Here is a 14,219-nt window from a genome sequence, read left to right as displayed (position 1 = left end):
AATCGAACGGGGACGGGGGGTCAGGGGGCACAAGTGAACGCGGGGTGTGACTGGCGTGATCGTGACCGGTCGGTCACCGGCCGGACCAGGTGCTGGCCGGCCATAGGGGGTCTCGTCCTCCTCGCCGGTCAGGCCTCCCGCCGGGACGCCGGGCCGGCCCCGGCGGGTCCGGTGTACGGGCACGGTTGCCGTGGCCGGCGCTCCCCCGCGGAACGCCTTGCCCGCCAGCCGGGTCGCGATGTTCACCCCTGTGGGTGGCCGGCGGGGGCAGTGAGGCGGTCCCCTCACCCGGCTTCCCGGTCCTCGGCGCGGCGCCGCACCGGGTCACGGGTCCGCGCGGTCGGGTGCCAGCTCGGCCCACACGGTCTTGCACCCCGCGGCCGCCGCGTCGACGCCCCACCGGTCCGCGTACGCCGCCACCAGCAGCAGGCCCCGGCCCGACTCCGCGTCCGGCGCCGCCGGGCCGGGGATGCGCGGCATCCGGTCGCCCCGGGCGTCGGTGACCTCGACGCGGAGGGTGCCGTCGGGGCGGAGCTCGAGACCGAGCCGGAAGTCCCGTCCCGGTACGCGCCCGTGGAGCACGGCGTTCGACGCCAGTTCGGCCACGACCTGCGCGGCGGCCCCGAACGGGTCGCCCCAGTCGTCGAGTTGGCGTTCGGTGAGCAGCCGGGCGAGTCGAGCACCCCTTCGGGTCGCGGACAACCGAACCGTGAAGTGGCGGGCGGGGCGGGTGATCCGGGGGAGGGATTTCTGGCTCATGTCACCCAGCGTGGCCATCCGTCCCTACCCTGAACAGCAACGACCCTGGTACGGAGCGTGACTGTTCGGTCGCGCGCCGGGATCGTACGGCTCCGTCGGGAGGGGAAGACGTGGAGGACGAGGAGGCCGCGGCCGTCGTCAGGACGGTCGCACGGCAGATCAAGCTGTGGCGCGAGGCCGCCGGACTGAAGCAGGCGGAACTCGGCGCGGCGATCGGGTACGGCGAGGACATGGTCTCGTCCGTGGAACGGGGCAGGCGGATCCCCAAACCGGAGTTCCTGGACAAGGCCGACGAGGTGCTGGGGGCGGGCGGGAAGCTGTCCGCGATGAAGGAGGACGTGGAGAAGGCCCGGTATCCGAAGAGCGTCCGGGACCTGACGAAATTGGAGGACGAGGCCGTCGAGATGGGGGCCTATGCCAGTCACCACATTCACGGTCTTCTGCAAACCCCGGAGTATGCCCACGCCTTGTATGCCATGCGGCGGCCCGCATACACCGAGGACGAGATCGAGCGACATGTCGCCGCCCGTATGGCACGAAAGGCCGTCTTCGAGCGGGTCCCCCGGGCGCAGATCACCTTTGTCCTGGAAGAGGTGGCGCTGCGGCGGCCGTTCGGAGGCAGGATGGTGTTGCGACAGCAGATCGAACACCTGCTTGAAGTCGGCAAGTTGCGGCATGTCGAGATTCAAGTGATGCCCACCGCCAGAGAGGACCACGCGGGCGTGATGGGGTCGTTCCGGCTCCTGAGCCTCAGGGACGGCAAAACCCTGGGGCACTCTGAGGGGCAGCTCTACGACCGAGTGATCAGTGATCCACGAGAGGTCCAGATCCTGGAAATGCGTTATGGAATGATCCGGGCGCAGGCTCTCACCCCCAGGGAGTCGCTGGCCTTCATCGAGAAAGTCATGGGAGAAGAGACATGACCCCCGCGCTGGAGTGGTTCAAGAGCAGCTACAGCGGCAACGACGGCCCTGACTGCGTCGAAGTCGCCATATCCCCCGCCCGCACCACCGTCCACGTCCGCGACTCCAAGGACAAGGCGGGCACGCGTCTCTCATTCCCCAACGGTTCCTGGGCGGCGTTCGTCAGCTTCGCCGCTCGCCGAGGTGGCGCAGGACTGCCTCCCGCTGGGTGAGTGCCCAGGGGTACGACGGTCTGAGCTCCAGCGCTCGGTCCAGGTCCGCCAGGGCCTCCGCGTAGCGGCCCAGGCCGGCCAGCGACGCGCCCCTGCTCGCGTACGCCGACGCGTAGGCGGGGTCCAGAGCGAGGGCGCGGTCGTAGTCGACGAGGGCCTCTTCGTCACGGCCCGCGACGCGCAGGGCGTCGCCGCGTTCGCAGCGTCCCCAGGCCCAGTCCGGCTGGAGCGCGAGGGCGCGGTCGAGGTCGGCGAGCTGGCGGTCGGAGTCGCCGAGCCGACGCCAGACGCGGGCACGGCGGGCGAGCGCCCACGCGTAGTCCGGTTTGAGCTCCAGCGCGCGGTTCAGGTCCGCCAGCGCCGCGTCCACGTCACCACGGCGTTCGTGCGTGGCGCCGCGTGAGGCCCAGGCGAACTCGGCGGCCGGATCGCGACGGATGCCCTCGCTGAGGTCCCGGATCGCCTCCTCGTCGTGCCCTACGAGCCGGTGGTGCTCACCGCGCAGGGTGACGTTCCAGGGGTTGTCCGGCTCCAGTTCGAGCAGACGGTCGAGCAGGACGAGCGCGGCCTCGTGGTCGCCCATCCCTCCCAGGGTGACCGCCTTCGCCCGGTGGGCCCGCACCAGGCCGGAATCCAGGGCGAGGGCCTGGTCGTACGCCTCCAGTGCCTGTTCGTGCTCACCCCGCCCCGCCAGGGCATCGCCACGCAGTGCCCATGCCAGCGCCCGCCACGGCTCGTCGCCCCGGGCGCGGCGCAGCAACAGGTCGAGCACCTGGCCCCTCCCGCCTTCCGCGAGCGCGTCCGACAGGTCGTGCCCCCAGCTCCGCACGGCTTCCGCATCGGCGTCCTCGCCCGCCTCCACCAGGAGCACGACCCAGCGCCGTACGACGTCGTCCGCGTAGGAGCAGGCGTCGACGACATCGCCCAGCACCCCGGGCAGCGCGGCCCGGGGTGCCGAGCACAGGAAGTGGTACGACTCGGCGAGCCGCAGTTCCCGCCAGCGCTTGTCCGTCCACGACGCCCCGCTCCCCGTCTCGGCCTCCTCCCGCCACCGCGCGAAGGCCTGCGCGAACCGCCCGTGCCACTCCGCCCACCCCCTGGGGGACTGCTTGCGCTGGAGTCGCAGCATCGGGGCACGGACCACGTCGTGGTACCTCAGTCCCTCCCCGCGTTCGACCACGAACGGCAGCCCCCTCAGCCAGTCGTACGAGGGGACCGGTGCGCCGTCGACGCCCTCGACCACGGTTCGGAACACGTCCGCGTCCAGCCACCGGGGCAGCGCGCACGTCAGCGCGACCGCGCGCCGCACCGGATCCTGCTCCCATTTCAGGAACCGCTCCACCGCCGTGGCGCTCGGGTCGCCCACGTCGTCCGGGTCGGCGGGGCGGGTCTCGGCGAGGGTCGACACCAGGACCGGGAGCCCACCGGTGAGCCGCAGCACCTCCTCGACGACCGGTTCGGCGACCACGCCCTTGCCGGCCAGCAGCCCCCGCGCCTCCGCCTCCGTGAAGGGGGCGAGCGGCAGGTCGGCCACGAAATCGGCGAGTCCGCCCCAGCGGACGGTGTCCAGGGGGCGCTGGCCGGCGGTGACCACGACGACCGTGGCCGGCATGGCTCCGTACCGGTCGGTTGCCATCACGTCGTGCAGCCATTGATCCAGGTACGGGCCGATCCGCTCGTACGTGTCGAGGAACAGGGCGATCCAGGGGGCCGTGGAGGCGGCCTCGCACAGCTCGCGCAGGAACACCGGGGTGAGCACCTGCTCCGGGGAGAGGACCAGCTGCACGTCTTCGTGGTTGCGGAAGCGGGCACCGAGACCGGCCCTCAGCCGGTCGGCCCCCTCGGCTAGTTGATCCGCGTCGAGGACTCCCGCGAGGGGACCGACCACCGGGACCATCCCCAGCGCCGCCACTCCGGCCCGGGCCACCATCCTGCCGCCCGCCGACGGTCCGGCCCCCTGCACCTCCGCGTCCAGCGCGGCAAGCGCGGCCGTCTCCGCCTCGTGCCGCCGCTCCCGGTGGGCGGTGAGCAGACGCTCCAGTTCCTTCGCCCGCCGTCCCTGCGAGGCGAACTGACGGCTGATCGCCGCCATCACTTCCGGCACGCTGCCCGCGCTCTCGTCGACGTACGCCGTCAACGCTCCCAGTTCACGAGCGACCTGCTCCAGCTCGCGGACGAGAAACGTCTTGCCGACTCCCGCGTTGCCGTGCACGTGGAAGAGAAAGCGATGCCGTTCGTCCTCGGGCGGGAGACTCAAATTGGCCCGGAAAGCAGCCCGTTCGGCGCCTCGGCCCACGAAACCGGCCCGTCCGCGCTGCCGGATCAGCTCCTGCATCGACGGTCGCGACTGCGCCACCAGCACGTCTCCTCGTCCCCCGGGATCGGGCCGGAACCCATTCTGGCTCAACGCCTATCCGTCGCCGAGCCCCGTACGGAGAATGATCCGCATGACCACACCTCCCCGTACGTTGTCCCTGACCGCGACCCTCCTCACCGCGTCCGTCGCCCTCTACATGGCGCTCGTCGCCCTCGGGAACATCACGGACTTCGGCACCAACCAGCAGTTCGTCCGGCATGTGCTGGCCATGGACACCACGTTCAGGGACGAGGACCTGATGTGGCGGGCGATCACGAACGAGGGTCTGCAGGACGCCGCCTACGTCGCGATCATCGTGTGGGAGACCGTCGCCGCGCTGGTGCTCGGGTACGGGACGTGGCTGTGGGCCCGGCGGGATCAGCCGCGGGCCCGCCGCTTCTCCACCTACGGCCTGCTCATGGTGATGCTGCTGTTCGGCGCCGGGTTCATCGCGATCGGCGGGGAGTGGTTCGCGATGTGGCAGTCGGAGGACTGGAACGGGCTGGACGCGGCGATCCGGGTGTTCGTGTTCAGCGGGGTCGTGCTGCTCGTGAACCACCTGCCGTCCGGGGCGAGCGAGCAGGCCGGCGACGCTATTTGACGACCGTCACCGTCGTCCCCGCCGTGCCGAACGTCCACAGCGCCGCCCCGTCCGCCTTGCGCATCCGTATGCCGCCGGTCTGGGCGCCCGCGGCGGGCGGCGGGGGCGAGGCGCCGTCCACCGCGTTGGAGAAGGCTATCGAGACGCCGGACTTGGCGGTGAAGTAGACGATGTGCTCGATCTGCACGCCGTCGCTGCCGGTCGTGGCCTCGTTGCGGGTGCCGACCGTGTAGGTGCCCGGGTCCGGGCTGACCGTGCCGGGCCACACCGGGAAGGTGCGGCGCGGGGCGTCGCTGGCGTCGATCAGCCACACCCGCTTCTGCCCGAGGGAGTAGACGATGCGCCGCCCGGTGCCGGAACCGTCCGGTACCCGCACCGGGGCGGACGCGGTGGGGCTGGGCCTCGCGCTCACGCTCGGGGACGGCGAGGCGCTCGGCCGGGCCGTCGCGGCGGCGGGGCGCGGCCCCTGGTCCGCCTGGACGGCAAGGACGGCCACCGCCGCGACCGCTCCCACGGTCAGACCGGTCACCCAGGCCCACGAGGGAATCACGGGCACGCATCTCCTCAGCTACAGACCCCCCTCACCGTGGGGTCCGATCATCGTACTGTGCGTCCTCCGCCGGTCAGTCCAGCACCGGCAGCAGTTCCGGCAGGTGCCCGTCCGACGCCGCCGCCGCCCGCTGCCGCTCCTCGGGCACCTCCCCGTACAGCGTGGTGCGCGGGCGCGCCGGGCGGCCGGCGGCCTCGGCCACCGCCACCAGGTCCCGGACCGACTTGTACGAGCCGTACGAGGAGCCCGCCATCCGCGAGATCGTCTCCTCCATCAGCGTGCCGCCCAGGTCGTTCGCGCCGGAGCGGAGCATCTCGGCCGCGCCCTCGGTGCCCAGTTTCACCCAGCTGGTCTGGATGTTGGGGATCCACGGGTGCAGCAGCAGCCGCGCCATCGCCGTCACCGCGCGGTTGTCCCGCATGGTCGGGCCGGGCCGGGCGATGCCCGCGAGGTAGACGGGGGCGTTGGTGTGGATGAAGGGGAGGGTGACGAACTCCGTGAAGCCGCCCGTGCGCTGCTGGATGCCGGCCAGGGTGCGCAGGTGTCCCAGCCAGTGCCGGGGCTGGTCGACGTGGCCGTACATCATGGTCGAGCTGGACCGGATGCCCAGCTCGTGCGCGGTCTCGATCACCTCGATCCAGGTCGCCGTCGGCAGCTTGCCCTTGGTGAGCACCCAGCGGACCTCGTCGTCGAGGATCTCGGCGGCCGTGCCCGGGATGGAGTCCAGGCCCGCCTCCTTGGCCGCCGTCAGCCACTCGCGGATCGACATGCCGGTGCGGGTCGCGCCGTTGACGACCTCCATCGGGGAGAAGGCGTGCACGTGCATGCCGGGGACGCGTTCCTTGACCGCCTTCGCGATGTCGAAGTACGCCGTGCCCGGCAGGTCCGGGTGGATGCCGCCCTGCATGCACACCTCCACCGCGCCCACCTCCCAGGCCTGCTGGGCGCGGTCCGCGACCTGCTCCAGGGAGAGCGTGTAGGCGTCGGCGTCGGTGCGGCGCTGGGCGAAGGCGCAGAAACGGCAGCCGGTGTAGCAGACGTTGGTGAAGTTGATGTTCCGGGTGACGATGTACGTCACGTCGTCGCCGACGGCCGACCTGCGCACGTCGTCCGCGACGCGGCACAGGGCGTCCAGCGCCGGGCCGTCGGCGTGCAGCAGGGCGAGCGCCTCGGCGTCGGTCAGCCTGGTCGGGTCGTCGGCCGCCGTGCGCAGCGCGGAGCGCACGTCGGTGTCGATGCGCTCGGGGGCCATGCCGGGCGCCGCGGCCTCGCGCAGGGCGTCCCAGTCGCCGTACACCTCGTCGAAGTCGTCGCGGCGGTCGGCGGTGCGGCCCTCGGTGTCGATGGACGCGTGCAGGTCGGTGCGGCCGGACGCGGTGAACACCTCCTCCGGCTCCTGCCAGGGGCGGCCCTCGACGACGGCGTCCTCGCGGGCGAGCCCGGTGACCGGGTCGGCCAGGGCCGCCACGTGCGGGCGCAGCCGCGGGTCCAGCCAGGGCTCGCCGCGCCGGACGAACTCCGGGTAGACGCACAGGCGTTCGCGCAGCTCGAAGCCGGCCGCCCGGGACCTCTCCGCCAGTTCCTCGATCTGCGGCCAGGGGCGCTCGGGGTTGACGTGGTCGATGGTGAGCGGGGAGACGCCGCCCCAGTCGTCGATGCCGGCGCCGATCAGGCGTTCGTACTCGGCGTCGACGAGGTTGGGCGGGGCCTGGAGGCAGGCCGCCGGGCCCATGATGTGCCGGGCCACGGCCACCGTGGCGACCAGCTCGTCGAGTTCGGCGTCCGGCATGCCGCGCATCGCCGTGTCGGGCTTGGCGCGGAAGTTCTGGATGATCAGTTCCTGGATGCCGTGGTAGGCGCGGGAGACCTTGCGGAGCGCGAACAGGGACTCGGCGCGCTCCTCGTACGTCTCGCCGATGCCGATGAGGATGCCGGAGGTGAAGGGGACGGAGGAGCGGCCGGCGTCCTCCAGGACCCGCAGGCGCACGGCGGGCTCCTTGTCCGGGGAGCCGTGGTGCGGGCCGCCGGGCTCGGACCACAGGCGGGTAGCGGTCGTCTCCAGCATCATGCCCATGCTCGGGGCGACCGGCTTCAGGCGCTGGAAGTCGGTCCAGGTCAGCACGCCCGGGTTGAGGTGGGGCAGCAGGCCCGTCTCCTCCAGGATGCGGATGGAGATCGCCCGGACGTAGGCGATGGTGTCGTCGTAGCCGTGCGCGTCGAGCCACTCGCGCGCCTCGGGCCAGCGGTCCTCGGGCTTGTCGCCGAGGGTGATCAGGGCTTCCTTGCAGCCGAGGGCGGCGCCCTTGCGGGCGATGTCCAGGACCTCGTCCGGCGACATGAACATCCCGTGCCCGGCGCGGCGCAGCCTGCCGGGCACGGTGGCGAACGTGCAGTAGTGGCACTTGTCCCGGCACAGCCGGGTCAGCGGGACGAAGACGCTCTTCGAGTAGGTGATGACGCCGGGGCGGCCCGCCGCCGCCAAGCCGGCGTCCCGCACCCGGGCGGCGGACGCGGCGAGGTCGTCCAGGTGCTCCCCGCGGGCCTGGAGCAGCACCGCCGCCTCGGCCACGTCGAGGGCGACGCCGTCCCGGGCGCGTTTGAGGGCGCGACGCATGGAGTTCTCGGTGGGGCCGGTTCCGGAGGTCGCGGAAGTCGTCATCCTTCGAGGATACGGTCGGGCCGATCAACGCCGAGGTCAGCCCCGGGGGCGCCGCGCCGGCCGGCCGGGACCATCGGCGCGCCGGTCCTTCGCCAACCGCCGATTCCCCTGTCTTGTACGGCGGTTCACCGCCGCGTACGAGGGTGGCACCGCACCATCCCGCACCACCCCGCACCACTCCGCCCCGTCCCGCGACGACCCCTGGGAGCAGCAGCATGTGCGAGGACCACCGCGACGGCGCCGGCCCGGCCAGACGCGCCCTGTTCGTGACGGGCGCCGCGGCCGCCCTTACCTTGGGAAGCGTGACCTTCGCCAACGGCGCCGCCCGGGCCGGCGGCGGCCACGCGACGCGGACCGTGCGCGGCACCCTGCCGCCCGGCTCGCCGGACTTCGTGTACCTGCCGGTCGAGGTCCCCTCCGGCGTCCGGGAGATCAGGGTCTCCTACACCTACGACCGGCCGTCCGTCCCGGCCGGCACCCCCGGCAACGCCCTGGACATCGGCATCTTCGACGAACGCGGCACCGATCTGGGCGGCCGGGGCTTCCGCGGCTGGTCGGGCGGGGCGCGCACGGAGTTCTTCCTGCGCGCGGACGAGGCGACGCCCGGCTACCTCCCGGGCCCGGTGCGCGAGGGCACCTGGCACATCGCGCTCGGCCCGTACACGGTGGCCCCGCAGGGCCTGACGTACGAGGTCACGATCACCCTGACGTACGGCGAACCCGGCGCGGCCGCGAAGCCGGTGTACCCGCCGGAGCGGGCGAAGGGGCGGGGCCGGGCCTGGTACCGGGGCGACTGCCACCTGCACTCCTGGTTCTCCGACGGCCGCCGCACCCCCGCCGAGATCGGGGCGCTGGCCCGGGCGGCCGGGCTGGACTTCGTCAACACCTCGGAGCACAACACGCACGCGGGGCACGCGCACTGGGCCGACGTGGCCGGCGACGACCTGCTGGTGCTGCTGGGCGAGGAGGTCACCACCCGCAACGGCCACCTGGTGGCGCTCGGCACCGACCCGGGGACCTTCGTCGACTGGCGCTACCGGGCCCGCGACAACCGCTTCGGCCGCTTCGCCCGGCAGATCCGCCGGGCCGGCGGACTCGTCGTCCCCGCCCACCCGCACGCCACCTGCATCGGCTGCAACTGGAAGTTCGGCTTCGGCGAGGCGGACGCCGTCGAGGTGTGGAACGGCCCCTGGACACCCGACGACGAGGTGGCCCTCGCGGACTGGGACGGCATGCTGGTCGCCGCCGTGCGGGAGGGCCGGGACTGGATCCCGGCGATGGGCAGCAGCGACGCCCACCGCGACCCGGACGCCGTCGGGCACCCGCAGACGGTGGTCCTGGCCGACGACCTGACCCGGCGGGCGATCCAGGAGGGCATCCGGGCGGGACGGTCGTACGTCGCCGAGTCGAAGAACGTGACGCTGGCGTTCACCGCGAGCGGCGGGCGCGGCCGGCACGCGGGCGTCGGGGAGCGGCTGGAGGTGGACCGCGACGACCCGGTCACGGTCCGCCTGGAGGTGTCGGGCGCGCCCCGCTGCACGGTCCGCCTCGTCACCGACCAGGGCGTGCTGTACACGAGTTCCCCGCTGCCGGTGGCCGGGTCGGGCGTGGTCGAGTGGCGGACCACGGCGTCGTACGCGGCCTACGTCCGGGCGGAGGTGCGGCACGAGACGGCGGCGGGGCCGGTGCCGGGGGCCCTGGCCGCCTTCACCAACCCGATCTTCCTGGGCCGCCGCTGACACCCGCCCGAGCGCGGGGCCGGTCCCGTCGGGGCGCCGCCCGGACCGGCCCGGCCGCTCAGGTCTCCGCCAGGTCGGCGACGACCGCGGCGTGGTCGGACGGCCATACGCCGTCCACGGGGCCGTCGCCCGCCCGGCGGACCGCGCGGACGTGGCCGAGGCCGCCGGGGCCGGGCGGCCCCACGTGGATGTAGTCGATCCGCGCGCTCGGCTCGTGCCCGGCCGCGACGTACGGGTTGGCCGCGTCCCAGGTGGCGTCGGGGGCGCCCGGCTCGGCGTACTGCCAGGCGTCGAACAGCACCTGGCCCGGCACGGCGGGCGCCGTCCGGTACCCGCCGAGCAGCCGGATCTCGTCGGAGTCCGGCCAGGCGTTGAAGTCCCCGGTGACGACGGGCGGGAAGCCGGTGTCCCCGCGGTGCCGGGCGACGAAGCGGGCGAGGGCGGCGGCCTGGTCGCGGCGGACGGCGGAGGCGTGCAGGGCGGAGGCGAGGTGGGCGGTGAAGAACGGCACCTGGTGGCCGGGGGCGGCCAGCCGGGCGTACAGGGCGAGCCGGCCGTCGTCGAACTCCCGGGGCGCGGGCAGCCGCAGCACGTCCCGCTCGACGACGGGCCAGCGGCTCAGCACCGCGTTGCCGATGTCCACGGCCGGGTCCCCGATCCGCCGCCGCCACGGCCCGGGCACCGGCGAGGCGGCCCAGGTCCAGTGCATGCCGAGCGCTCCGGCCAGCCACTCCGCGAGGTTCTCCCCGTCGGCGGACCACACCTCCTGCAGACCGACCACGTCCGGCCCGAGGTCCCGCAGCACGGCGAGGATCGCCTTCTGCCGCGCCTCCCACGGCCCGAACCGCCACCACAGATTCCAGGTCACGACCCGCATGACCGCACCGTCCTCACCGATCCGCTCCCGCACCCATTGAAACAGCAACAACCTTGGCGGCACCGGGAGACGGATACCCCGGATTCCGCGCCGGACGAGTCCCGGCCGCCCGCGCCCCCGTCGCCCGCGCCCCGGGCCGCCGCCGGACGGCGGGCCGCCCGCCCCGCCCGACGGGCCGTCGGCACGCCGGCGCACGACGGCACGGGGAGAAGCCGTGAGGGACCCGTGGCCCCGCGTGCACCAGCTGTGACCGGTGGCTCGGGCGGCTGACGGGGTCCGTGCCGACAAGGCAAACTGACAGGGTTGCTCAGGATGCCTAGGGGGACGGCGATGGACGGTGGACCGCGCGTGCCGGAGCAGGGGCGGCCCGGCTCCTCGGCGGAGTCGGCGGTGCTGCGCTTCGGCGTCCTCGGCCCGGTGCGCGCCTGGCGCGGCGACGAGCCGCTGAACACCGGCTCCCCCCAGCAGCGCGCCCTGCTGGCCGCCCTGCTGCTCCGCGAGGGCCGCACGGCCACCGCGGCGGAGCTGATCGACGCCCTGTGGGGCGAGGAGCCGCCCGCGCGGGCGCTGGCGGCGCTGCGGACATACGCCTCCCGGCTGCGCAAGATCCTGGACCCCGGCGTGCTGGTGAGCGAGTCCGGCGGCTACGCGATCCGCGGACTGGCCGAAGGGGCCCTCGACCTGGCGGTCGCCCAGGACCTGGCGGCCGAGGCCGAGAAGGCGCGCACCGCCGGGGACCTGTGCCGCGCCCGGGAGGTGCTGGGCCGGGCGCTGGCCCGGTGGGACGGGGAGCCGCTGGCGGGCGTGCCGGGCCCGTACGCGCAGACGCAGCGGGTCCGCCTCGCGGAGTGGCGCCTGCAACTCCTGGAGACCCGCCTGGACATGGACCTGGAACAGGGCTGCCACGCGGAGGCCGTCTCGGAGCTGACGGCCCTGACGGCGGCCCACCCGCTCCGCGAACGGCTGCGCGAGCTGCTGATGCTGGCGCTGTACCGCAGCGGCCGGCAGGCGGAGGCGCTGGCGGTGTACGCGGACACGCGCCGCCTGCTCGCGGACGAGCTGGGCGTCGACCCGCGCCCGGGCCTGACGGAGCTCCAGCAGCGCATCCTGCGCGCCGACCCGGGCCTGGCGGAGCCCTCCTCCCCGGTCGCCGAACCGGCGGCGGGCCCGGTCCGCCCGGCCCAGCTCCCCGCCACCGTGCCGGACTTCACCGGCCGGGCCGCCCTCGTCCGCGAGCTGAGCGGGATCCTGGCCGCCGCGGACGGCCGGGTGATGGCGGTGTCGGCCGTGGCGGGCATCGGCGGCGTGGGCAAGACGACGCTGGCGGTGCACGTGGCCCACCAGGCGCGGGCGGCCTTCCCCGACGGGCAGCTGTACGTGGACCTGCAGGGCGCGGGGTCCCGGGCGGCGGAGCCCCAGACGGTGCTCGGCGCGTTCCTGCGGGCCCTGGGCACGCCGGAGGCGGCCGTCCCGGACTCCCTGGAGGAGCGGGCGGCGCTGTACCGGTCGGCCCTGGCCGGCCGGCGGGTCCTGGTGCTGCTGGACAACGCCCGGGACGCCGCCCAGGTGCGCCCGCTGCTGCCCGGCACCGAGGGCTGCGCGGCCCTGATCACGTCCCGGGTGCGGATGGTGGACCTGGCCGGGGCGCACCTGGTGGACCTGGACGTGATGGCCCCGGACGAGGCGCTGGCGCTGTTCACCAGGATCGTCGGCGAGGAGCGGGTCGCCGCGGAGCGGGAGGCGGCCCTGGACGTGGTCGCGGCCTGCGGCTTCCTGCCGCTGGCGATCCGCATCGCCGCCTCCCGCCTGGCGTCCCGCCGCACCTGGACGGTCTCGGTCCTGGCGGCGAAGCTGGCGGACGAGCGCCGCCGCCTGGACGAGCTCCAGGCCGGCGACCTCGCGGTCAAGGCCACCTTCGAACTGGGCTACGGCCAGCTGGAACCCGCCCAGGCCCGCGCCTTCCGGCTGCTGGGCCTGGCCGACGGCCCGGACATCTCCCTGGCGGCCGCGGCGGCGGTGCTGGACCTCCCCGTGGAGGACACGGAGGAACTGCTGGAGTCCCTGGTCGACACGTCCCTGCTGGAGTCGGCGGCCCCCGGCCGCTACCGCTTCCACGACCTCGTCCGGCTGTACGCGCGGGCCTGCGCGGAGCGGGACGAGCGGCCGCCGGGCGAGCGGGCGGCGGCGCTGTCGCGGCTGCTGGACTTCTCCCTGGCCACGGCCGCGGGGGTGTACGCGATCGAACGGCCCGGGGACCGGCTGGTGGACCACCTGCAGCCGACCGGGCACCCCGGGCTGGCGTTCGCGGACCGGGGGGCCGCACGGGACTGGCTCTACACCGAGGCGAACTGCCTGCTGGCCCTCGCCCGCCAGTCCGCCGGCCGCCCCGGAACCCTCCGGCGGGCCATCGACCTGCTGTGGGCCGCGCTGGACCTGTCGGAGTCCGGCGCCAACCCCAGGGAGTACGAGGCGACGGCCCGGGCCCTCCTGGAGGCCGCACGGCGGTTCGGCGAGCCCCGGGCCGAGGCCCGCGCGCTGATGACCCTGGCCCACGCGCACGTCGACGGCGGGCGCTTCGACCTCGCGGACCAGGAAGCGGAGCAGGTGATCCGCCTGGCCCACGCGGCGGACGACCTGCTGCCCGTCTGCTGGGCCCGCAACGCCCGCGGCATCATCGCGCTCTACCAGAACCGCCACCCGGACGGCGAGGAACACCTCTCCCGGGCCATCGAGCACTTCCGCGCGCTGGGGGACCGGCCGGGCGAGGCCAGCGCCCTGTGCAACCTCTCCCGCATCCACCTGGCGACCGGCCGGACCCAGAGCGCGGTGGCCCTGGCCCGGCGGGGCATCGAGATCTACGACGCCATGGGCAACTCCATGCGGGGCGCGAACGGCCGCTACGCCCTGGGCATGGCCCTCACCCAGAGCGGCCTGCTCGCCGCGGCGGCGGACCGGCTCCGCGAAGCGCTGGAGGTCTTCCGCGACAGCCGGCAGCGGCTGTGGGAGGGCATGACCCTGTTCCGCCTGGCCGAGGTCGACCTCGCCGCGCGGCGCCCCGCCCAGGCGGCCGCCAAGGCGGAGACGGCCCTCACCGTGCTGCGCGGGATCGGCGGCGCGTGGCGGCGCGGCAACGTCCTGACGGTGCTCGGCCACGCGCTCGCCGGCATCGGGCAGACGGACCGCGCGCAGGTGTGCTGGCGCGAGGCCCTGCGCATCTACGAGGAACTGGGCTCCCCCGAGGCGGCGGCGGTGCGCGAACTGCTGAGCCCGGTCCGGGCCGCCTGAGGCGCCGCCGGCCCGTTCATCGTTCGTTTATCACCGCACGCCATCCTTGTCCGTGTCGATCCGTCGCGTCGGGGGGCAGGCGGATCGCGGCACAGGGCCGTGCTCCGGCGAACCGGGGCACGGCCCGGCGGGGGCCCCCCCGCCCGGGGGGGGGGGGGGGCCCGGGGGGCCCCCCCCCCCCCCCCCCCGAAAAAACCCAGTGAGGCACCAAACAAAACGAAAAACCCGGTAACAAACCCCCCGGCAAACAACCCCCCC

The 14,219-nt window shown here is 74.2% G+C and carries 10 protein-coding genes; 5 read left to right on the top strand and 5 right to left on the bottom strand.

Translation table 11 applies throughout. From position 1 onward, the window contains the following. Positions 1–324: 324 nt before the first annotated feature. Entirely contained in the window at positions 325–759 is a 435-nt protein-coding gene (locus ACIBAI_RS11300) for an ATP-binding protein (RefSeq protein WP_399033100.1), read from the bottom strand. 110 nt (positions 760–869) lie between these two features. On the opposite strand from ACIBAI_RS11300, the gene ACIBAI_RS11295 reads away from it, so the two are divergent. Both ACIBAI_RS11295 and ACIBAI_RS11290 read left to right on the top strand, forming a co-directional pair. Beyond that, on the top strand, positions 870–1,682 hold the full coding sequence (locus ACIBAI_RS11295) for a Scr1 family TA system antitoxin-like transcriptional regulator (RefSeq protein WP_399033099.1): 813 nt from the start codon (positions 870–872) through the stop codon (positions 1,680–1,682). Beyond that, entirely contained in the window at positions 1,679–1,894 is a 216-nt protein-coding gene (locus ACIBAI_RS11290; RefSeq protein ID WP_399033097.1) for a DUF397 domain-containing protein, read from the top strand. The genes ACIBAI_RS11295 and ACIBAI_RS11290 overlap by 4 nt, the downstream gene beginning before the upstream one ends. Here ACIBAI_RS11290 and ACIBAI_RS11285 read toward each other — a convergent pair. Further along, positions 1,845–4,250: a tetratricopeptide repeat protein gene (locus ACIBAI_RS11285; protein WP_399033095.1), complete on the bottom strand. Its 2,406-nt coding sequence runs from the start codon at positions 4,248–4,250 to the stop codon at positions 1,845–1,847. The two genes, ACIBAI_RS11290 and ACIBAI_RS11285, sit on opposite strands and share 50 nt — an antisense overlap. A 91-nt stretch (positions 4,251–4,341) precedes the next feature. Between ACIBAI_RS11285 and ACIBAI_RS11280 the strand changes: the two genes are divergently transcribed. Continuing rightward, positions 4,342–4,851 (top strand): DUF2165 domain-containing protein, encoded by a 510-nt coding sequence (locus ACIBAI_RS11280; protein WP_399033094.1) that lies wholly within the window; start codon positions 4,342–4,344, stop codon positions 4,849–4,851. On the opposite strand, the gene ACIBAI_RS11275 is transcribed toward ACIBAI_RS11280, so the two are convergent. Together ACIBAI_RS11275 and ACIBAI_RS11270 are read right to left on the bottom strand one after the other, a co-directional pair. Beyond that, entirely contained in the window at positions 4,844–5,407 is a 564-nt protein-coding gene (locus tag ACIBAI_RS11275; protein WP_399033092.1) for a hypothetical protein, read from the bottom strand. The two genes, ACIBAI_RS11280 and ACIBAI_RS11275, sit on opposite strands and share 8 nt — an antisense overlap. A 67-nt stretch (positions 5,408–5,474) precedes the next feature. Next, positions 5,475–8,060, bottom strand: coding sequence for a bifunctional FO biosynthesis protein CofGH (locus ACIBAI_RS11270; RefSeq protein WP_399033090.1), 2,586 nt, complete (start codon positions 8,058–8,060; stop codon positions 5,475–5,477). Positions 8,061–8,275: 215 nt separating this feature from the next. On the opposite strand from ACIBAI_RS11270, the gene ACIBAI_RS11265 reads away from it, so the two are divergent. Continuing rightward, positions 8,276–9,799 carry a CehA/McbA family metallohydrolase gene (locus tag ACIBAI_RS11265; RefSeq protein WP_399033089.1) on the top strand — a complete coding sequence of 508 codons (1,524 nt, stop codon included), beginning with the start codon at positions 8,276–8,278 and terminating at the stop codon, positions 9,797–9,799. Positions 9,800–9,857: 58 nt separating this feature from the next. On the opposite strand, the gene ACIBAI_RS11260 is transcribed toward ACIBAI_RS11265, so the two are convergent. Next, complete coding sequence (locus ACIBAI_RS11260) at positions 9,858–10,676, bottom strand: endonuclease/exonuclease/phosphatase family protein (RefSeq protein WP_399033087.1); 819 nt, start codon at positions 10,674–10,676, stop codon at positions 9,858–9,860. A gap of 330 nt (positions 10,677–11,006) precedes the next feature. On the opposite strand from ACIBAI_RS11260, the gene ACIBAI_RS11255 reads away from it, so the two are divergent. Next, positions 11,007–13,961: a BTAD domain-containing putative transcriptional regulator gene (locus ACIBAI_RS11255; RefSeq protein WP_399033085.1), complete on the top strand. Its 2,955-nt coding sequence runs from the start codon at positions 11,007–11,009 to the stop codon at positions 13,959–13,961. Positions 13,962–14,219: the final 258 nt, after the last annotated feature.

The sequence above is a fragment of the Streptomyces sp. NPDC051041 genome, from assembly GCF_044456065.1.
GTDB classification, from domain to species: Bacteria; Actinomycetota; Actinomycetes; order Streptomycetales; family Streptomycetaceae; genus Streptomyces; species Streptomyces glaucus.
This window is presented reverse-complemented; position numbering and strand designations above follow the sequence as displayed.